The 19205-nt window shown below is 37.4% G+C and carries 21 protein-coding genes; 2 read left to right on the top strand and 19 right to left on the bottom strand.

Going from position 1 to position 19205, the window contains the following annotated elements; all coding sequences use genetic code 11:
* Window positions 1-33: 33 nt before the first annotated feature.
* Window positions 34-963, top strand: a complete 930-nt coding sequence (locus AO058_RS04755; RefSeq protein ID WP_075325479.1) for an SPOR domain-containing protein — start codon at window positions 34-36, stop codon at window positions 961-963.
* A gap of 57 nt (window positions 964-1020) precedes the next feature.
* Entirely contained in the window at window positions 1021-1533 is a 513-nt protein-coding gene (locus AO058_RS04750) for an acyl-CoA thioesterase (RefSeq protein ID WP_075325478.1), read from the top strand.
* Here AO058_RS04750 and AO058_RS04745 read toward each other — a convergent pair.
* The 19 genes from AO058_RS04745 to AO058_RS04655 all read right to left on the bottom strand — a co-directional run bounded on the left by AO058_RS04745 (window position 1530) and on the right by AO058_RS04655 (window position 19203).
* Window positions 1530-2168 carry an autotransporter domain-containing protein gene (locus tag AO058_RS04745; protein ID WP_075325477.1) on the bottom strand — a complete coding sequence of 213 codons (639 nt, stop codon included), beginning with the start codon at window positions 2166-2168 and terminating at the stop codon, window positions 1530-1532. The genes AO058_RS04750 and AO058_RS04745 overlap by 4 nt on opposite strands.
* Window positions 2152-2853, bottom strand: coding sequence for a hypothetical protein (locus AO058_RS04740; protein WP_075325476.1), 702 nt, complete (start codon window positions 2851-2853; stop codon window positions 2152-2154). Before AO058_RS04740 ends, AO058_RS04745 begins: the two co-directional genes overlap by 17 nt.
* Window positions 2854-2916: 63 nt before the next feature.
* Window positions 2917-4140 (bottom strand): murein hydrolase activator EnvC family protein, encoded by a 1224-nt coding sequence (locus AO058_RS04735; protein WP_075325475.1) that lies wholly within the window; start codon window positions 4138-4140, stop codon window positions 2917-2919.
* Window positions 4140-4910, bottom strand: a complete 771-nt coding sequence (locus AO058_RS04730) for a DUF4292 domain-containing protein (RefSeq protein WP_075325474.1) — start codon at window positions 4908-4910, stop codon at window positions 4140-4142. Before AO058_RS04730 ends, AO058_RS04735 begins: the two co-directional genes overlap by 1 nt.
* Window positions 4911-6287: a tetratricopeptide repeat protein gene (locus tag AO058_RS04725; RefSeq protein WP_075325473.1), complete on the bottom strand. Its 1377-nt coding sequence runs from the start codon at window positions 6285-6287 to the stop codon at window positions 4911-4913.
* 100 nt (window positions 6288-6387) lie between these two features.
* Window positions 6388-7404 (bottom strand): sugar phosphate nucleotidyltransferase, encoded by a 1017-nt coding sequence (locus tag AO058_RS04720; RefSeq protein WP_075325472.1) that lies wholly within the window; start codon window positions 7402-7404, stop codon window positions 6388-6390.
* A gap of 81 nt (window positions 7405-7485) precedes the next feature.
* Window positions 7486-7920 carry a dUTP diphosphatase gene (gene dut, locus AO058_RS04715; protein WP_075325471.1) on the bottom strand — a complete coding sequence of 145 codons (435 nt, stop codon included), beginning with the start codon at window positions 7918-7920 and terminating at the stop codon, window positions 7486-7488.
* Between the two features lie 2 nt (window positions 7921-7922).
* Window positions 7923-9374 carry an oligosaccharide flippase family protein gene (locus tag AO058_RS04710; RefSeq protein WP_075325470.1) on the bottom strand — a complete coding sequence of 484 codons (1452 nt, stop codon included), beginning with the start codon at window positions 9372-9374 and terminating at the stop codon, window positions 7923-7925.
* A 19-nt stretch (window positions 9375-9393) separates the two neighbouring features.
* Window positions 9394-9834, bottom strand: coding sequence for a hypothetical protein (locus AO058_RS04705; protein ID WP_075327883.1), 441 nt, complete (start codon window positions 9832-9834; stop codon window positions 9394-9396).
* 114 nt (window positions 9835-9948) lie between these two features.
* Window positions 9949-10809 carry an ATP synthase F1 subunit gamma gene (gene atpG / locus AO058_RS04700; protein ID WP_075325469.1) on the bottom strand — a complete coding sequence of 287 codons (861 nt, stop codon included), beginning with the start codon at window positions 10807-10809 and terminating at the stop codon, window positions 9949-9951.
* A 119-nt stretch (window positions 10810-10928) separates the two neighbouring features.
* Entirely contained in the window at window positions 10929-12509 is a 1581-nt protein-coding gene (atpA, locus tag AO058_RS04695) for a F0F1 ATP synthase subunit alpha (protein WP_075325468.1), read from the bottom strand.
* Window positions 12510-12633: 124 nt separating this feature from the next.
* Window positions 12634-13188: an ATP synthase F1 subunit delta gene (gene atpH / locus AO058_RS04690; protein ID WP_075325467.1), complete on the bottom strand. Its 555-nt coding sequence runs from the start codon at window positions 13186-13188 to the stop codon at window positions 12634-12636.
* Window positions 13189-13194: 6 nt separating this feature from the next.
* Window positions 13195-13689: a F0F1 ATP synthase subunit B gene (locus tag AO058_RS04685; RefSeq protein ID WP_075325466.1), complete on the bottom strand. Its 495-nt coding sequence runs from the start codon at window positions 13687-13689 to the stop codon at window positions 13195-13197.
* Between the two features lie 90 nt (window positions 13690-13779).
* Window positions 13780-14004 carry an ATP synthase F0 subunit C gene (gene atpE, locus AO058_RS04680; protein ID WP_037318413.1) on the bottom strand — a complete coding sequence of 75 codons (225 nt, stop codon included), beginning with the start codon at window positions 14002-14004 and terminating at the stop codon, window positions 13780-13782.
* Window positions 14005-14027: 23 nt separating this feature from the next.
* On the bottom strand, window positions 14028-15116 hold the full coding sequence (gene atpB / locus AO058_RS04675) for a F0F1 ATP synthase subunit A (protein ID WP_075325465.1): 1089 nt from the start codon (window positions 15114-15116) through the stop codon (window positions 14028-14030).
* Window positions 15117-15250: 134 nt separating this feature from the next.
* Entirely contained in the window at window positions 15251-15634 is a 384-nt protein-coding gene (locus AO058_RS04670; protein WP_075325464.1) for a hypothetical protein, read from the bottom strand.
* Window positions 15624-15854 carry an AtpZ/AtpI family protein gene (locus AO058_RS04665; RefSeq protein ID WP_057482400.1) on the bottom strand — a complete coding sequence of 77 codons (231 nt, stop codon included), beginning with the start codon at window positions 15852-15854 and terminating at the stop codon, window positions 15624-15626. Before AO058_RS04665 ends, AO058_RS04670 begins: the two co-directional genes overlap by 11 nt.
* A 19-nt stretch (window positions 15855-15873) precedes the next feature.
* Window positions 15874-18387: a type IX secretion system periplasmic lipoprotein PorW/SprE gene (gene porW / locus AO058_RS04660; protein ID WP_075325463.1), complete on the bottom strand. Its 2514-nt coding sequence runs from the start codon at window positions 18385-18387 to the stop codon at window positions 15874-15876.
* Between the two features lie 90 nt (window positions 18388-18477).
* The gene (locus AO058_RS04655; protein WP_075325462.1) at window positions 18478-19203 is read right to left on the bottom strand and encodes an ABC transporter ATP-binding protein; all 726 of its coding nucleotides are present in this window, start codon (window positions 19201-19203) and stop codon (window positions 18478-18480) included.
* Window positions 19204-19205: the final 2 nt, after the last annotated feature.

The following is a 19205-nucleotide window of genomic DNA, read 5'->3' as shown; positions in this document are numbered from 1 at the left end:
GGAGGTTCAAAATAACACCTTATTTTTGCGGCAATGAAGATAGCTAACTACATCCAGGATTTACTTTATCGTTACGAATGCGTAATATTACCCGGTTTCGGGGCTTTCCTTTCCCAAAAAGAGCCGGCTTATATAGACAAAAAAAGTGAGGTATTACATCCACCCAAGAAGGTAGTTTCCTTTAATTCGCAATTAAAAAAGAACGATGGGCTTTTAGCAAATTATATTGCTGCCACACAAAATGTATCTTATTCCACTGCGGTTAATAAGATTACTGAATTTGTGGGTAAACTGGAAGAATCTTTTAAGGAAGACGGAAAGGTTGAACTGGAAAATATTGGCCGTTTTTATTATGCCGAAGAAAAACTTCAATTTGAACCTGTTGAAAAGGTAAATTACCTAACCGATTCTTTTGGCCTGGAAAACGTAAAAGCATCTGCGATTAGTCGGGAAGTTTATAAAAAGCAAGTTGAAGAACTTGAAGAAAAAGCTCCAATACATTTCACTCCGGAAAGAAGAAAATCACCTGCTTATCTTAAGTATGCTGCTATTGGTCTTATTGCCCTGGGAATTTCAGGCTTTGCGGGTTTAAATATATATAGCAGCCAGGTTTCTAAACACAATATTGCCGAGCAACAACAAGCGCAAGAACAACTCCAGGAGCAAATTCAGCAGGCAACTTTTATAATTGATAATCCATTACCGGCAGTTACTTTTAACGTAGCCAAACAAACCGGAAATTACCATATTGTAGCAGGAGCATTTCGTGTAGAAGAAAACGCAAAAACAAAGGTTGCAGAACTTAGAAAAGAAGGCTTTAAAGCGCATCTTCTTGGCGAAAACAAATATGGCCTTCACCAGGTTGTTTATGCCAGTCACGAAAAAAGACGTGATGCCATAAATATGCTACGCAAGGTAAAATCTTCTAACGAAGGTGCGTGGTTATTGGTGCAGGAACTTTAATAGTTCTTTAAGCGGTAAATTGCGCAAAGCACCTTATTTTTGCCCAAAATTGGCAAAATGCAGGCAAAACACCCAAAGGAATCCAGAACTACTTTAACAGATTTAGTCTTACCCAGTGAAACCAATCCGCTCAATAATTTATTTGGCGGAGAACTCCTTGCGCGAATGGACCGCGCAGCCAGTATTGCTGCCAGAAGACACAGTCGCAGGATTGTGGTTACTGCTTCGGTAAATCATGTGGCTTTTAATAAAGCAATTCCGCTAGGAAGTGTAGTTACTGTAGAAGCTGCGGTTTCCCGTGCTTTTAAATCGTCTATGGAAATCTTTATCGATGTTTGGGTGGAAGATAGAGAAAGCGGAAACCGTTCTAAAGCCAATGAAGCTATCTATACATTTGTAGCCGTAGATGAAACGGGTTCTCCTGTTGCAGTGCCGCCTTTAGAGCCTGAAACAGAACTCGAAAAACAACGTTACGCCGCCGCTTTAAGAAGAAAGCAACTTAGCCTTGTTCTAGCCGGTAAAATGAAGCCAAACGAAGCTACAGAGCTTAAAGCTTTGTTTAAAGACTAACCGTCTGGGTTCTGTAAATGAAGCCTTACTCCAAAGCCAACTAGTAATAAGCTTTGCTTATTGAAATAATCGTTCAGAACTGGCGGGGTATCTATTTCCATTCTGTCCCAGCGCAATGTAGCTTTAATAAAAATCGCGGCGGTTTTATCTAACCGATATCCTAATTCGCTTCGCAACATTAAACTGTTTCCATCTTCGGTAAAACGAGAATCTGGAGCTCTACTTCCATTTTGTACCCTCCCAAAACCGGCAAGGCTATGTAAATTCCATTCTTTATTAAAAGCGTGATAATAACCCAAATGAAGGCCAAAATAATGGGAGTTAATTCTATTTATACGCCCGGTATTGCTTATATTTTCCTCTTTAAGATTTCCGCCCATAAAATTATATTGAGCTCCAATTGTCAAAAATGGAAACACAAACCAGTTAAAATCCAAACCAAAACCTAATTGGGAATAGTTCTCCCAGCTTGAATTATTTACACTATAACCTCTAAAAAATTCTCCAACAAAAAATACGGTTTCAGGATCTGTAGCTACATATTGATTTTTATGAGGTTCAGGAATGGTATCTTGCGCAGTAAGTAACAGCGGAAAAAAGATGGTGATTAGGAAAAGCTTAATAGCTAAACTCATACACAGGATTTTCGGGAGTTATTTCAACATTTATAGTATCGTAAACCGCTTCAGCACTAAATTTATAATAAAACTGAAGATCGCTGTCTTCTATAGTTTTAGCTGAAATTGTCATTTCATCTTCTCCAGGCAATATTCTATTCCAATATTCACTCTCCCCCTGAAACCAGAGGGGATTATCAAATGAATCTTCGTGAAGTTTTCTATATATTTCAGTAGAAGAATAAGAAAATTCAAAAAACAAAGTATCGTTTCTGTCCGAAGTATTATTCAGCTTAACCTGAAATTCTTGAATTTTAGGTAATTGTATATTTGTCAATTCAAAAGAATTTCCTCTCGAGCCAATAGAATCTAAAAAGTGAATAGTGCTAAATTCTTCCCGGAAATCGTCGTGATTTGGATGGTTTACACTTACCCCATAAAAACTATTATCGGTATCTAAGCTTACAAAAGAAAATTCCCCGGAAGCATTTGTAGAACTTTCTCCAAGCATTTGGGCCGGCCTTGCCCATAGCCTATCGTATTCTGAGCCCGATGCAATTACACTTATATTTTCTATCGGTGTATTTTCAGCATTTAAAATATTTCCCGATATCAGCATTCTCTTACTGCCAACCACTCCCACGTTATGCCTGACGCAACCGGTAAAAACAATAAATATTAAAAGAAGTAATACTTTTTTCATAATAATGAAGAATGAGCTTCTCTTTCTAAGATGCAGGAATTATCAAAAGGTTGCGTAAGAAAACTACATTTCCAGAATCCAATCTGCCGGATCCATCTTCTGCATGTTTTTGTAAATCAGGAAGTGTAAGGTAGTTTTTCCTGAAGTTCGGCTCGTAGCCACGGCGCCCAGTTCCTGCCCGGTATTTACCACGTCTCCTCTTTTCACAAAAACTTTCTCAAGATTATCGTAAATAGTTATGTAATCTCCATGCCTTACCATAACCGCTTTATTAGCTCCTTTCAACACCTGAACTTCACTCACGGTACCGTTAAAAACAGCGCGGGCTTTTCCGCCGGGATCAGTATCAATATTTACCCCGTTATTATTAATACTAATGGTTTTTACAACCGGGTGCGGTTGTTTTCCAAAACGGGAGGTAACAACACCAGACCTTACCGGCCAGGGCAAACGGCCTTTGTTTTTCACAAAATCGGCTGCGAGAGCTTTTGCTTCGGGAGTTAACTCGTAAACATCTCTTTCAGCAGAACCACTTTCTTCGTTGGATTTTGCAATAGACTCACGAATCATTTTCTCAATTTGCGCGTCTATTCTATTTATTTCCTGCTGTTTCTGTCTTATTTGTGCAGCAAATTCCCCTTCTTTACTTCTAATATTCTGCATTAAATCTTGCTGTGCCTTTTTATTTTTTTCCAATTGGGCACGGGTTTGCCTGTTCTCTGCGATAAGGGCATCTTTAGTTTCTTTTTGGTCGGCTAAATCGGCGTTTAGTTGCTGTAATTCTTCTGTACGCGCCTGTATCTCATCGCCCTGTTGTTTTCTGTAGTTTGTATATTGCTTCATATATTGCAGGCGTTTATAGGCCTGCAAAAAATTTTCTGAAGAAAGCAAAAACATAATTCTACTTTGGGTAGATTTACTTTTGTAAGATTTCTCAATCATACGGGCATAATCTTCCTTAAGCTGTTCTAATTCTTGCCTAAGACGGGAAATTTTATTTGTATTTGCACTAATTTGATTAGTAAGAAGGTTTGCTTGCTGGTTGGTTACTTTTATTAAATTCTCTGTGCTTCTAATTTGTTGATCCAGGTCTTCTACCTGGCTTAAAACTGAACGCTCTTTTTGTTTATTACTGCTTCGTAATTCGTTTATACGCGTAATTTCATTTCTAAGCTCTATCCGTTTTTTTTCCAGCGCCTCCCGGGTAGTTTGAGCTGATAGATTTCCAGCAGAAAGCAGTAAAAATATTAAGCAAAATAAGATGTTAGAAAATTTCTTAAGCTTCATTATAGACTAATTTCTTCATAACCCGACGGAATATCAAACGGAAAACTCAATTCTCCGCGATCAAATTCAAGAGAGCGGTATGTGAGTTCTATCCTGGTGCTGCTTCCAGCTTCATTAGCAATAATATTAATTTCTTCCGGAAAAATTTTTCCTTCTACTTCCTGAAAATCTGAATAAGTTACCGTTACACTTTTATTCTCCTGGGTTTGCGCCAGTTGCTGGGCAGCGGTTTTAAAATTTTTGGGATTCAACAGGAACATTTTCTTTATTAATCCTTCTTCAGCAGGCATAAATTGAAAGCCTTTGGCGGTTTGAGAGAATTCAAATTCTTCTTCCCTAAGATCGTAAATTGCCTGCCCTATTAGCAAATTTTGAAGTTTTTGAAAATCTAAAGGTGTCCCTAACAAATCACTTAGCAATCTAAAATCACCATCAAAATAAGTTTGACTCACTTTTTCGTAATAGCTTACTCGCGAAGGGGTAATGTAGGCTTTTGCCACCGGGAATCCCAGCACTGAAGCACTCATCCAAATCGCCTTATCTTTTTCCATTCTAAAACTAAGATTTACCGATTGGGTGCGTTCTTCGCTTTGATAAACCGTTCTTAATTTTCCGCTAAGAGTTTTAAAATCGGTTTCAGAATTATAATGACTTTCTATAATATTAGCGGCTTCGGCATTTTTAGTAGCAATCCCTTTTACTCCTTTTCGGCTTCCGCAGGAAACAACAAAAAGGCTTAACAATACCAATCCTAAAATCTTTCTATACATCTATTCAATTTCTTTAATTAATGCTTCGGCCTTCTTCAAAAATTCAACCGATTTTTCTTCTTCTCCCAGTGCTTCATGTGATCTGCTTAATTGGGTATAGAAGTCTACCTGCATTTTGGGACTATCTATTAAATAATCCAGGCCAAATGTAAGTATTTCTATGGCTTCCCGATATTCTTCCAGTTGATTTAAAGCAATTCCCTGTAATAAAAACAAAACAGGCTGTGCGGGAAATACCTCTAGCATTTCCTTACTCAAATCCCGGGCCTCTTTATACTTTTCTAACTCTATTTGCAATAAAATAGTATTCTTAACTAACTGAAAATCTTCGGTACTTTCTGCCAGCCCGGCTTCAAAAAAATTAAGCGCCTCTTCAATTTCACCTCTATTTAAATAATATTGCCCCAATTGGCCATAGAGTTTTAGAGCATTCTCACGTTCACTAAGCATTTTGCTTACCTCCATTAATTCCTCTTCAAATTCTGGATTATTATCTACAAAAAGCAGAAAATCATTTAGTACTTTAAATTTAGATTCGGGATCTATTTCTTCACTTTCAAAGACAATTTTCATTGAATTTACAGCGTCTTCTGGTTCTTGCCTTTCCAGGTGAAATTTATAAAGTGCCAAATGTACAAGGCTTGATCCAGGATTTGCAGCTAATAATTCCTGTGCAGTATTGTAAGCTTCTTCATTTTCCCCTAAATCGCTGTAGATATAAATGAGGTTGAGATAATTCTGTTCGTTTTCAGGATTATTTCTAATACTTTCTTCCAGATTTTCTATTTGTGCCGCGGTATCACCGGTGCGGGCAAAAATTTGTGTTCGTAATTTATTCCGGTAAGTGCTGGGGCCTTCCTGTTGGTCTAGTTCATCTATAGTTTGCAATGCCTCGTCATACTGCTGATTCAGTAAATAAATATTGGCAAGCTTTTCTTTATAATCATCGTCAAACTTTTGAAGTTTTACCAGGGTTTCTATAGCAGCATTATATTGCTGCGCCCGGGTGTAGCTTTTATAAAGTTCATTTAAAACATCTTCTCTTTCTGGGGCTAACTGATGGGCTTTTTCAAGGTTTGCAATCGCCTTATCATAATTCTCTAATTCATTATAATTTCTGGCCATTTCAAAATACACCACCGGATTACCAGGTTCTAACTTTTGGCATTCTTCTAATGCAAGTATAGCTTTTTCGTAATTTTCAATGCCTTTCTGTTTTAAGGCTTCAAAGAATTGCTCCTGAAATTCGTCGGTTACATTTCCAAGATCATCCTGATTTAGATCTTCAAGCACCACTTCTTTTTCCTGGGCAGAACTTTGTTGAAAGGAAAACAAGGCTCCTGAAAGCATAGCAATAATGAAGAAGTACTTTTTCATAAATAATTTTCAGGATAAAATTGAAGTAAAGAGGTTGTTTGAAGCTGAAACCAGTTCAGCCTGACGAAACCGCATTTTTCAAACAACCTCTTCAATAAGCTTATTCTAAAGTTGAATAATCGCCAATGCTAATTTGGGTAAAGTTCCCGTCAAATTTCGCAAAATTACCTATCATCGCATTATCCAGTTTTGCATTTCTCACTTCAGCAAAAGTTTGAATTAAGCTATTCTTTACTTCAGCATCAGTAATTTTAGTTCCGTCGCCTACTGAAACATTCGGGCCAATTTTAGCATTTACCAGCTCTACATTTTCGCCAATATAACAAGGCTCAGTAATTTCAGAATTAGTGATCTTTACAGAATCTGAAATCAGTTTTTCACCATCTTGGTGAAGGAAATTCAGCATTCTGCCATTGGTTTCCACTGTTACATTTTTGTTTCCGCAATCCATCCATTCATCTACGGTTCCGGTCTTAAAGATCCTGTCTTCAGCCATCATTTTCTTAATACCATCATTAATCTGGTATTCGCCACCGTGCATCAGGTTTTCATCAAGCACTTCTTCCAGCTTTTCTTTTAAAACCGCGATATCTTTAAAATAGTAAATACCAATAACCGCCTGGTCACTTACGAATTCTTTTGGCTTTTCAACCAATTCTATAATCTCGTTCTTTTCATTAAGGTTTACCACCCCAAAAGCTTCGGGATTCCCTACTTTTTTAGTCCAGATCACCGCATCTGCATCTTTGTCAAGTTTAAAATCAGCTTTTATTAAGGTGTCAGCATAAGCTACAACTGCGGGACCAGAAAGGGATTCCTTGGCGCTCATAATAGCGTGACCGGTCCCTAAAGGTTGATCCTGACGGTAAATAGAAGCTTTTGCATTTAAACCCTTTGCCAGTCCTTCTAAACTTTCTACGATATCATCTCCGAAAAATGCAGGATCACCCAAAATAAAAGCAATCTCGTCTATAGGTTGGTCAAGAACCTTTGCAATATCTTCTACCAGACGATGCACGATTGGCTTTCCAGCTACGGGAATTAAAGGTTTTGGTACTGTTAACGTATGAGGACGAAGTCGTGAACCACGACCCGCCATAGGAACTATAATCTTCATTTATTTAATATTTGTCATTTCCGCGCAGGCGGAAATCATTGATTAAAATTAATTTTATATAATATAAGCTTATTAGATAGCTTAATTACTTCCTGTACTGCCAAATCCACCCGCGCCACGAGTGGTTTCTTTCAGCGTTTCAACTTCTTCCCAGGAAATATGTTCGTGTTTAGCAATCACCATTTGAGCAACACGCTCACCATTTTCTATGGTGAATTCTTCGTTGGATAAGTTCACCAAAATCACGCCTATTTCTCCACGATAATCGGCATCTATGGTGCCGGGTGCGTTTAATACAGTGATTCCCTTTTTGGCAGCCAGGCCACTTCGTGGTCTAACCTGGGCTTCGTAACCTACCGGAAGTTCTATAAAAAGTCCGGTTTTAACGATAGCTCTTTCTAATGGTTTTAACGTAACAGCTTCAGAAATATTGGCTCTAAGGTCCATTCCTGCTGAAGCTTCAGTCTCGTAATGCGGCAGTTTGTGTGCCGATTTATTGATGATCTTTACTTGCATAGTTAAGATTGTAATATTTTAATGAGTTGTTTTCTTTCAGAAACATATACTGTTCCGAGAAAGACTATTAATAAGCTAATTCCAACGAAATAATTTCCGCGGAAAACATAAAAGGAAAATACCGAAAATAAGACGGAAAGTACTAAATAGCCGCCTATTTTTTTAAGGTTATATGGAATAGGATAATATTTTCTTCCGTAGAAATAAGAAAGGAGCATCATTACTCCGTAAGCAACCAAAGTTGCGATCGCAGAACCGGTATAGCTTATATACGGAATTAAAATAATATTGAGCACCAGGGTAAATAGTGCACCTACTACCGAGATATAACCTCCAAACCGGGTACGATCAGTAATTTTATACCAAACCGAAAGATTATGGTAAATGCCCAGAAACAGGTTTGCCAGTAAAATAAGCGGAACAATATGCATTGCCTCCCAGTAAGTACTATTCTGAATTAAAAGTTCTTTTAAAATATCTATAAAAACAATTACGGCTACGAGGATAAAACTTCCAAAAACCACGAAATACTTGGTAATAATCGCATAGGTTTCCTGGGCGTTTTTAGCTTCAGCGTGACTAAAGAAAAACGGTTCTATTCCCAGTCTAAAGGCCGTAGCAAAAAGCGTCATAAACAAGGCTAATTTATAGCAGGCCGCATACGCACCAATCTCATCTCTGGCAATATTCTGCGGAAGCAGATAATCCAACATTATCCTATCAAAAACTTCGTTTATCGAGAAAGCAAGTCCGGCGATTAAAACCGGAAAAGCATAAGACATCATAGCTTTCCAGAGTTTGCTATTAAACCTGAAATCTATTTTAAAATAGAAAGGAAGCATCATTAACAGCGTAACACTGCTGGCCACCAGGTTGGAAATAAAAATATAACTGATCTCAAAATCTGGAACATAAATACTTTGGAAAACTGAATTTTCTAAAGCCAAATCTTCCAAAAACAGTAAAAAGAAAATATTTAACCCCAGGTTTATGCAAACATTTATGATCTTAATTACAGCAAAACGCATAGGTTTTTCAGCTGCTCGAAGCCAGGTAAACGGTATAATAACCAGGGCGTCCAGGAATAGAATCCAAATAACCAGTTGAATATATTTAACCGGGATATTTACCATTTCCGCAATAAAATCCTGCACTAAAAAAGCCGCAGCGAAGAACACTAAAGAAGTCGTAACCAGAGACCAGCCGGAAGTACTTAGTACTTCTTTGCTATTCTTCATTTTATTGTAAAACCTAAAAAATGCGGTTTCCATCCCATAAGCAAGGATGACATTAAAAAACACAAAATAGGCGAAGATTATAGAAACTTCGCCATATTCTGCTTTTGGTAAAACGTGGGTATAAAGTGGTATTAATAAAACATTCAGCATACGCGGCAACACCGTGGCGAGGCCGTAAATAAATGTTTGCTGAAATAGTTTTTTAAAGGTACTCAACAGGAGAGAAAATTAGATTTTAGTTCTGTTCTTGGATTCCTGTTAACTTGTAATATTTGGTTTTCTCATTCTGGGAAAACACGAGAATTGCTTCATCATCTTCAATCTCAAAAGGCATTTGTTCTGTTTTTTGTGGTACCCTATTTTTGTTTTCTTCAGCAGGATCAGAGCTCATAATATCCATACCATTGGTACCGAAATTAGCAATAAATAAATTGGTTTGTTCGCTATCCTGAACCAATGGAGATTTCATTCCTCTAAAATAAACACTTTTCAAATTCACACGATTATCCTGAATAACGGCCACAGGAATGTGGAGATCTAACCCATTTTCACCCTGGGTATAATAAATACCCTGAAACTGTGCGGGTGCGCGCTCCTGCAGTTCTTTATTGCTACCGCAACCTGTAATTAAAGTTAAAGCGAATATACTGCTGAATAAAAAAAGTAGTTTTTTCATAATAGAAAGTTTGTTGTTTAAAAGTACAAAAACAAAACGCATACCAAATAAAAAACCCGTAGTTAACTTACGGGTTTTTAGAACGGAATTACTTCCGGAATATTATTTTTGGTTTTATCCATTCAATGCTTCGGCACCACCAACAATCTCAAGGATCTCATTGGTAATAGAAGCCTGTCTCGCTTTGTTATAAGACAATTTAAGATCGTCTCTTAGCTCTTTGGCATTATCGGTTGCCTTATGCATAGCCGTCATACGAGCGCCGTGTTCTGAAGCGAAAGAATCTCTTAATGCTTTAAACAATTGCATTTTTAAAGATTTAGGAATAAGCTCTTTTACGATTTCGATCTTTGATGGTTCGAAAAGATAATCCAACTGTTTTTCTTCTTCGGTATCAAATTGTTCAATGGGCAAAAATTGCTCATGCTGTACAATTTGAGTAGCCGCATTCTTAAACTGGTTGTACACCAATACTATTTTATCATATTTTTCGTCTAAGAACAACTGCATCAATTCTTCTGCGATTTCAGATACGTTTTCAAACGTTAGATCGTCGTAAATTTCGTTGTTATTCTTATATACTTCGAAGTCCTTTTTAAGAACATCATTGGCTTTTTTACCTAAAGTATAAAGTGAAACATTTTTAGACTGGTCATCGTTTTTGGTTTTATACCTAACGCCTTTTACAATATTAGTATTAAAAGCACCTGCAAGACCTTTGTTAGATGAAATAGCAACAACCAATACGTTTTTTACCTCACGGTCTTCGGCGTATTTACTGCTGGTATCATCATCCAGGGTTGCACTTAAATCCTGTAACAGCTGGGTTAATTTTTCAGAATAAGGTCTCATTTGCGTAATTGCATCCTGAGCCCTGCTCAACTTTGCCGCCGACACCATTTTCATGGCGCTGGTGATTTGCATCGTTGAAGATACTGAAGTAATCCTGCTACGTAATTCTTTTAAGTTTGCCATTTTATTTAGTATTGAGTATCGAGTATTTAGATTTTAGACAAAATACTCGATACCTATAATTTATTTAAAGTTTAAATATGAACTTAAGTTTCTAACTACTCTAAGCTCAATACTCAATACTATTTTTTATACTTAGCTGAAAGCTCTTTCGCTACTGAAACTAAAGTATCTGTAACTTCATCGGTTAATTTACCGGCTTTTAGAGTATCTAAAACATCTCTGTGTTTAGTATCTAAAAACTGTAAATAATCTCTTTCAAATTCTTTTACTTTTTCTACCGGCACATCCTTTAGCAAGTTTTTAGAACCTGCATAAATAATTGCGATTTGGTCTTCTACCGGGTAAGGATCGTTTTCTGCCTGTTTAAGGATTTCTACGTTACGCTTACCTTTTTGAATAACTCTTAAAGTGGTTGGGTCAAGGTCTGAACCGAACTTAGCAAAAGCCTCTAATTCACGGTATTGTGCCTGGTCTAATTTTAAAGTACCGGCAACTTTTTTCATCGACTTAATTTGTGCTGAACCACCTACACGAGATACAGAAATACCAACATCAATCGCAGGACGAACCCCCGAGTTAAATAAATCTGAAGTTAGGAAAATCTGTCCATCGGTAATCGAAATTACGTTGGTTGGGATATATGCTGAAACGTCTCCTGCCTGAGTTTCAATAATTGGAAGCGCGGTTAAAGAACCTCCTCCTTTTATTTTTCCTTTAAGAGAATCAGGAAGATCGTTCATATTTTGTGCAATGTCGTCGTCATCAATAACCTTTGCTGCACGCTCTAATAATCTTGAGTGTAAGAAGAAAACATCTCCAGGATATGCTTCACGTCCCGGTGGGCGACGTAAAAGCAAAGATACCTCACGGTAAGCAACGGCTTGTTTAGAAAGATCATCGTAGATAATCAAAGCCGGGCGACCGGTATCCCTAAAATACTCTCCAATAGCTGCACCGGCAAATGGAGCATAAACCTGCATTGGAGCAGGGTCTGATGCATTTGCGGCCACTATGGTAGTATAAGCTAAAGCTCCTTTATCTTCAAGTACTTTGGCAATCCCTGCAACGGTTGAGGCTTTTTGCCCAATCGCTACATATATACAATGTACAGGTTCCCCTGCATCATAAAATTCTTTTTGGTTAAGAATGGTGTCAATACAAACGGTAGTTTTACCGGTTTGACGGTCACCAATCACAAGCTCACGCTGTCCTCTACCTACAGGGACCATCGCATCAATAGATTTGATTCCTGTTTGCAACGGTTCTGTTACCGGCTGACGGTAAATTACACCTGGCGCTTTACGCTCTAATGGCATTTGAAAAGTTTCCCCTTCAATATCACCTTTACCATCTATAGGCTGTCCTAAAGTATCTACTACACGACCTACAATTCCTTCACCAACATTGATGGAAGCAATTCTTTCGGTTCTTTTTACTACAGATCCTTCTCTAACATCCTTAGAAGGCCCTAATAAAACGACACCTACATTGTCTTCCTCAAGGTTTAGTACCATTCCTTCAAGGCCGCTGTCAAACTGAACCAATTCTCCGTATTGCGCGTTGGCTAAACCATACACATTGGCGATACCATCACCAACAGTAAGAACAGTTCCCACCTCGTCTAAAGAGGCTCCGCTTTCAAAACCTGATAATTGTTTCTTTAATATTGCTGATACTTCAGCAGGATTTACTTCTGCCATAATTATTTAAGATAAAATGCCACTATAATCTCGTGACTGTTTTTATTAAATTTTTCAAAGCCCATTATAGGCATTTTATAAATAAGACCAAAAACGATTCGAAACTGCTTTTGACCGACAAATTTTATATAGTAGAACTATATGAATTATCTTTTAATTCTCTTTTTAACCTATTGAGGTTTCGGGATACGCTGGCGTCATATTGTAAATCGCCAATTCTTAAAACAAAACCTCCTATAATATCTTTATTGATAACATTTTTAATCTTAGCGCCGGCTCCGGTTAATTTCTTTACCTTGGCTAAAATCTTTTCTTCTAGTTCTGCTGTTAATGGAACTGCGGTAGTCACTATAGCTTCCTGAGACTTATTCAAGGTATTGTAACGTACTATATAATTTCTTGCTACAAGATCAAGAAGATTAATTCTTCCATTTTCAATAAGTACATCAAAACTGCCCTGAGTAATTTCACCGGCATCTTTAAAGATTTCCTTTAAACTGGCTTTTTTAACCGATGAGTTTACAACCGGACTTTTAAGCATATCGGCAAGATCTGGACTACTTGCAATGGTTTGAGAAATTTGCTGCATATCTGTAAAAACAATATCTGCTGTATTTTTCTCTTTTGCCAAGTCCAAAATTGCTTTGGCGTAACGTTGTGCTGCCCTGGTTCCTTTCATTACATCTTAGTTTAAGGTAGCGTCTTTCAACATCTTATCTATCATTTGATGTTGTTTCTCTTCGGTAGATAATTCTTTTCCAATCACTTTTTCAGCAATCTCAATAGAAAGTGTAGCTACCTGGTTTTTAATATCGGCCATTGCTGCACGCTTCTCCATCTCGATGTTTTCTTTAGCTTTGGCTACAATTTTATCTGCCTTTTCCTGGGCATCGCCTTCAGCTTCAGCAATCATCTTCTCCTTCAACTGGCGTGCTTCTTTAAGCATTTCGTCTCTTTCGGCACGAGCTTCCTGCAATAATTTTTCATTATCTGCCTTAAGATTTTGCATTTCTTTACGCGCATCTTCAGCAGAAGCAAGGGCTTCATTAATAGATTCTTCACGGGTTCTTACCGCACCAAGAATTGGCTTCCAGGCGAATTTGGCAAGAATAAGCATCAGCACTAAAAATACGATGGTTTGCCAAAATATTAGACCAACTTCTGGAGTAATTAAATCCATAATTCTTTATTTATATAATACCGTTAACATCATTTTTTTTAAAAAAGCCCATTCGCAACCAACCGTTACGAATGGGTTTTTGAAATCTTCTTAGGTGGTCAATACACCTAAAAGCGCAGCTACAACTCCAAAAAGAGCAACACCCTCTACAAGTGCAGCAGCAATAATCATTGCAGTCTGGATTTTTCCAGAAGCTTCTGGTTGACGGGCAATAGCGTCCATTGCGGCACCGCCAATTTTACCAACGCCAATAGCGGCTCCAACAACTGCTAATCCAGCTCCTAAAGCTGCAAGACCTACGTGTAATAATTCCATAGTATAAAAATTAAAAATTAAAATTAATGATGTTCATGTTCCGCAACCGCCATCCCAATAAACAGGGCCGACAGCATTGTAAAAATAAACGCTTGAAGGAATGCTACTAACAATTCCAGTATTGTGATGAAAAGGGCAAAAGGAACCGAAATCCCGGCAACTCCAGCGCTTTCCAATATAAATATCAATCCAATTAAACTCAATATAATAATGTGACCCGCGGTAATATTCGCAAATAAACGAATCATAAGTGCTACCGGCTTAATGATTAAGCCAAGCACCTCTACCACCGCCAAAATTGGCTTCACAAAAGTAGGTATTCCCGGCATCCACAAAGTATGTTGCCAAAAATCTTTATTTCCGTTAATTAAAATTAAAGCAAGGGTAAAAAGACCTAAAGAAACGGTTACCGCGATATTTCCTGTTACGTTGGCTGCACCTGGCAACAAACCTAAAAGGTTAGTGATCCAAATAAAGAAGAACACTGTTAATAAAAACGGCATAAACTTCATATACTTCTTATCACCAATTTGAGGTCTTGCGATCTCATCGCGAACAAAAAGCACTAAAGTCTCTAAAATATTATTGAAACCAGCAGGAGCTTTTTTATTCTTTTTGTGGTGACCGGCCAAACCGAAGAAGAAAATCAACATTAAAATAACAGTTAAGAACATAGCAGCTACGTTCTTGGTTATAGAAAAATCCCAGGGTTTACTGGCATTTAATACGTTATGCTCTTCATCAAACTCCACAGTTTCTGCACCTGCGTCTAATTTGTAAATATCTTCGTGATAATTCACAAAACGCATCCCATCTTTTTCTACCACGTGATGCCCTTCGGTATCGTGATGAAATTCACTAGACATAAAAGTTACAAAACCACCTTCTTCAGTAAAAAGAATTACCGGTAATGGCAATGTAAAAGAACTATCTCCTTCCCCAAAGAAATGCCAGCCGTGAGAATCACCAATGTGGTGCATAATCATATCGGTAGGATTAAATTCTTTAGATTCTTCTGCCTCCGGATCTGCTTTGGCAAAAGCGTTAAAAGGAAGTAAGGCTAAGGCTAGTGTAAACGTCACTATAATCTTTAAAGATTTATGTGCTATCATAGTACCTGGTCTGCTTAAAATTATGGGCTTTAAATTCGGCTGCAAAGGTATACTTTTAATTTTTATTTGAAAGCACCCCAACTAAAATTTTAGCAAAAGCGTTATTTTTATCATTATAACTGATAAACAGTATTTTAAGTCTTGTTTATTAGTTTCACTGCGTACAGGGTCTCAAAGACCAAAAACAAAAAGTAAGGAATAAAAAAAGCAAGAACATTTACAAAGACTGCATTTACCTCGCTCAAGACTAATGGCAGCAAAAAAATTACCGCCACTACCATTTTAAACAAGCTTAATCCCATAAATGCAAACCCGGTTTTATCGGTGAAATTCTTATAAACAAAAACCAGGCTTAAATAAATTAGAAATGTGGCCAGAAAATGAAAAAGATAAATACTAAAACTACTATAGTAAAATTCTACTTCAAATACATACTGCTGTAATAGGAATTGAATAAGCCATAGTAAAATACTAAAAGGAAGCAATCGCTCTAGGAAAGCTAATAATTCATTTTTCATTTTTTTCGTCTTCTTCGCTCATTTTAATTACACTTCTATAAACCTGGTAAAGCGCTATAAAAACGCCCAACAAGGATAAGGAAATTGTAAATGCCGAATATTTATTCGGAAATTTCCCGTCTAACCAAATGCCCAATAACACACCTCCGGCGATAATAATTCCCATCTGGAAAGCAATATTCACAAAACCCAGGTATTTATTTAAATTATCGTTTTTCATAATTTAAGCTGAAAAAATCTTAATTGATCGGTTGTGGGTATTCTTCTAAATTCTTTTGAATTTGTATAATCCTATAATTTTCTGAGGAAATAGGCATTGATTCTTGTTCCACTAAATAATCTTCATTTATTTGAAGTAATTCAGCAAAACCTTCTGCACGATTAAGATCTTCAAGGCCGTGTACCATTACAAAAATCGTTTCCGGATTATAAACATCTATAGAAACTGAAAGATGATCGTATTTAATTTCTGAAATCGCTGTCTCTATTTTTTCTTTTAAGGCTGAAGCTGCTTCCTGTTCTGAAATATCAAACCTGTAAAGTAGTTTATAATTCTGCTGAAGACTGTCGGTATTAAATTCCAAACCACTTAACTGTGGAATTGTTTTATTTAAAATTCCCTGGGCTTTTTTTCCTTCCTGGGTTTGCGGATAGGTTAAAGCCACGTGATTTAATGCATTTTTATAAGCTTCCAAACCTAAAAGTCTTCCGCTGGCCTGGGCTTTTAAAAGTTCAAGCTTTGCAACAATGGGATCTCCAGCAAATTCTGAAATATAACGGTTTGTTTCAGCAATAGCCTTTTCAAAATTTTGTGCCTCAAAATTTCGGTAAAGTTCTGCATAAATTGCTTCATGAGAATTTTCATCTTCTCTAATACTTTCAGGATTCAAAATATAGGCGGCATAGCGGGAATCTGGGTAATTCTCCAAAATTTCCTGCTTCATTTCTTCAGCCCTAAAACTTTGATTTGTGGCCTGGTAAATCTGGTACAAATTATACATAGAAGGCAAAATAAGGCGTTCGTCTGAAGAAATTTCTAAAACAGCCTCCAATCTATCCTGCGCCATTTTATATTCCCTGAAATTCTCTTTATAAATTATTCCGAGTTGATAATACGCAAAATCCCTGTCCCGGGTTATGGTATCCAAAACGGCCAAATCTGTCGGGATTTGATCTATGTAGGTATAAGGATCCAGCCGCGGATCGTTGTCTAAAACCTGCTGTGAAAGCCCGGCTTCTTCTGCCACTGCATCTTCCCTTTCAAAACTAACTTCTGCCCAGCGCCAGTTATCTGCTAACGGCCTATCTCCCCACTGATTCAAAAATTCCTGTCTCCCCTGTTGAACCCTCACTTCACTATAAAAATAAAAAGTACGCGCAGAAGCTGGTGGCTGCCTGCTTTCTATGGCCGGTAAATTCACAGGCATAGCAGCTGCATTATTATCGGCTTCTAATTTAGCTCGTAAATCTGTGGTATAATTCTTAAAATAATCCAGTTGTTCAGCCGGCATCATTTGGCTTAACTGCAAGATGCTATCGTTTTTATAAGCTATGTCTTCATACCTAATAACATCTTCCAGGTTATCCCTTTTCTTTTTTATAGTTCTAAATTCTCTTAGTTGCGGATCCATCTCTGCCAGGGTACTGTCAAAATATTTACTGGCGGCCAGGTAATTGCTTCGGTCAAAATTAATATTGGCCAGGATTTCATAATTAATGGAACGTAAATAAATATCACTCGCCGGTTCACGCAGCGATTTTTTATAATATTCTACCGCAGTATCTACAGAATCTAAACGGTTATAATATTCACCAATTTGGAAATAAATTTTATCTAAAAATGGTCGATTTTCGCGGTCTTCTTCCAATTCACGAAGCATTTCCCGCAATTGGTATTTATTGCCCTGCCCCATTTCAAAATTCCGGGCTTTTTGCACATAGGCATTAATCATATAAATTCTAGGGGCTTTCCTGTTCAAATCTATCACTTCATCAAAAGCAGCGTTTGCTTCAGAAATTTCTCCCAATCGATTATGAAGTTGGCCAAGAATATAGAAATAGCGTCCTTTTTCTTCGTTGTTTTCGGTAAATTCGGCTGCATTCCTTAAGGGAACAACCGCACTGTCTAAATGCCGCAGATTGATATAAGCCTGGGCCATAGTTGCACTGGCATCAGCAATATCCTGTTCTTCAAGATGCTCTAAATCCAGTACTTTTTTGAGATTATTCACCGCAAGACGATTATTATCCAGGCGCATATGGGTTTTTTCTCGCCAAACACGGGCGTGAATAATATTGTTGCTGGCAGGATAACGTCTTAAAATATAATTGAAAGCTTCTAACGCTGGAATAAAGCGTTGATCAAAATACCGGGCTTTTCCCAGCAATAAATAAGCTTCATCTATTTGCGGATTTCTTTCTTTTCCTTCTATCAGCATCGAGTGCCGCTGAATTGCTTTTACCGCTTTTTCTTCGGCGTAGCCAAAATTCTGATTTCTGATGCTATCTGGCAAAACGATGTTTTCATCAATTTGCATACGCTCAATGGGTAAGATATCCCAGTAATTATCGGCGTAGTTTTGGTTGAGTTCCTCCTTACCTTGCTCCAGGCCTAAATTACCGTTATAGAGCGTATTATACTCTGTAGTAATGGCGTGCCAGTTTCGGTTTACAAAGGTGTTATTTTTGCGTGAACAGCCAGCGATGCTCCCAACCAGGAGCAACAATAAAGTAAGTTTGGTAATTGTATTCAAAATTAACCGGTTCTCGATGGCTTTATAACTAAAAATCAGTTTGTTTAGTGTGCAAAAATACGCTTCTTTTTACAAACGCAAACCAATTTGCTACAGTTCTTCAGCCTGAGCCGCGCCTACTTCACCAGAAAAATAACTTTCCAATTCGTTTAAAGTAGCCTCAGAAGTTTTAATATCTTTTACCGGTATACCTTTAGCTAAAACCACAATTCGCTCACACACTTCGGTCACGTGAATAAGGTCATGACTGGAAATTAATACAGTGGTTTCACGATTTTCGGTAAGATCTTTAATAATCTTTTTCAATCGAATTTGAGTTGTTGGATCTAAATTGGCAAAAGGCTCATCTAAAATCACCACTTTGGGATTTCCTATTAGCGCCGCAACAATTCCCACCTTTTTCTGATTCCCTTTAGAAAGGTCTCGTAAATATTTTCTACGTCCAATAATTTCTCCATGGAAGAAATCTTCAAAATTGGCTAAAAAAGCATCAATATCAGCTTTATTAGCGCCACGTAAATCCCCTACGAAATAAAAATATTCTTCGGGAGTTAAATAGCCAATAAGGAAACTTTCATCTATAAAAGAAGCGGTAAAAGGTTTCCAGTCTTCACTCTGGCTTACGGTGATCTCGTTATTAAAAATATTCCCCGTGGTTGGCTGAATTAAATCCAACAATAAACTGAAAAAAGTGGTTTTACCGGCACCGTTGTTACCAACCAGGCCAAAACTTTCTCCTGTTGGAATATCAAGATGATCTATATTTAGAACTTTTGTGCCTCCGTATATTTTACTAAGGTTTGTAGCAGTTATCATAT

The organism is Salegentibacter sp. T436 (genome assembly GCF_001932675.1).
GTDB classification, from domain to species: Bacteria; Bacteroidota; Bacteroidia; order Flavobacteriales; family Flavobacteriaceae; genus Salegentibacter; species Salegentibacter agarivorans.
Note: the sequence above shows the minus strand (reverse complement) of the source record. Positions and strands in the feature narration are given on the sequence as shown.

What these genes read in the sequence shown, in the direction of transcription:
- atpH (WP_075325467.1), bottom strand. Translation starts at nt 13,188, where the DNA reads ATGAAAGGAACCAGGGCAGCACAACGTTACGCCAAAGCAATTTTGGAC.
- AO058_RS04730 (WP_075325474.1), bottom strand. Translation starts at nt 4,910, where the DNA reads ATGTATAGAAAGATTTTAGGATTGGTATTGTTAAGCCTTTTTGTTGTT.
- AO058_RS04705 (WP_075327883.1), bottom strand. Translation starts at nt 9,834, where the DNA reads ATGAAAAAACTACTTTTTTTATTCAGCAGTATATTCGCTTTAACTTTA.
- AO058_RS04750 (WP_075325478.1), top strand. Translation starts at nt 1,021, where the DNA reads ATGCAGGCAAAACACCCAAAGGAATCCAGAACTACTTTAACAGATTTA.
- atpA (WP_075325468.1), bottom strand. Translation starts at nt 12,509, where the DNA reads ATGGCAGAAGTAAATCCTGCTGAAGTATCAGCAATATTAAAGAAACAA.
- AO058_RS04665 (WP_057482400.1), bottom strand. Translation starts at nt 15,854, where the DNA reads ATGAAAAACGATAATTTAAATAAATACCTGGGTTTTGTGAATATTGCT.
- AO058_RS04725 (WP_075325473.1), bottom strand. Translation starts at nt 6,287, where the DNA reads ATGAAAAAGTACTTCTTCATTATTGCTATGCTTTCAGGAGCCTTGTTT.
- AO058_RS04755 (WP_075325479.1), top strand. Translation starts at nt 34, where the DNA reads ATGAAGATAGCTAACTACATCCAGGATTTACTTTATCGTTACGAATGC.
- AO058_RS04740 (WP_075325476.1), bottom strand. Translation starts at nt 2,853, where the DNA reads ATGAAAAAAGTATTACTTCTTTTAATATTTATTGTTTTTACCGGTTGC.
- AO058_RS04655 (WP_075325462.1), bottom strand. Translation starts at nt 19,203, where the DNA reads ATGATAACTGCTACAAACCTTAGTAAAATATACGGAGGCACAAAAGTT.
- AO058_RS04670 (WP_075325464.1), bottom strand. Translation starts at nt 15,634, where the DNA reads ATGAAAAATGAATTATTAGCTTTCCTAGAGCGATTGCTTCCTTTTAGT.
- AO058_RS04745 (WP_075325477.1), bottom strand. Translation starts at nt 2,168, where the DNA reads ATGAGTTTAGCTATTAAGCTTTTCCTAATCACCATCTTTTTTCCGCTG.
- AO058_RS04735 (WP_075325475.1), bottom strand. Translation starts at nt 4,140, where the DNA reads ATGAAGCTTAAGAAATTTTCTAACATCTTATTTTGCTTAATATTTTTA.
- AO058_RS04720 (WP_075325472.1), bottom strand. Translation starts at nt 7,404, where the DNA reads ATGAAGATTATAGTTCCTATGGCGGGTCGTGGTTCACGACTTCGTCCT.
- dut (WP_075325471.1), bottom strand. Translation starts at nt 7,920, where the DNA reads ATGCAAGTAAAGATCATCAATAAATCGGCACACAAACTGCCGCATTAC.
- atpE (WP_037318413.1), bottom strand. Translation starts at nt 14,004, where the DNA reads ATGGAATTATTACACGTAGGTCTTGCAGCTTTAGGAGCTGGATTAGCA.
- atpB (WP_075325465.1), bottom strand. Translation starts at nt 15,116, where the DNA reads ATGATAGCACATAAATCTTTAAAGATTATAGTGACGTTTACACTAGCC.
- atpG (WP_075325469.1), bottom strand. Translation starts at nt 10,809, where the DNA reads ATGGCAAACTTAAAAGAATTACGTAGCAGGATTACTTCAGTATCTTCA.
- AO058_RS04685 (WP_075325466.1), bottom strand. Translation starts at nt 13,689, where the DNA reads ATGGATTTAATTACTCCAGAAGTTGGTCTAATATTTTGGCAAACCATC.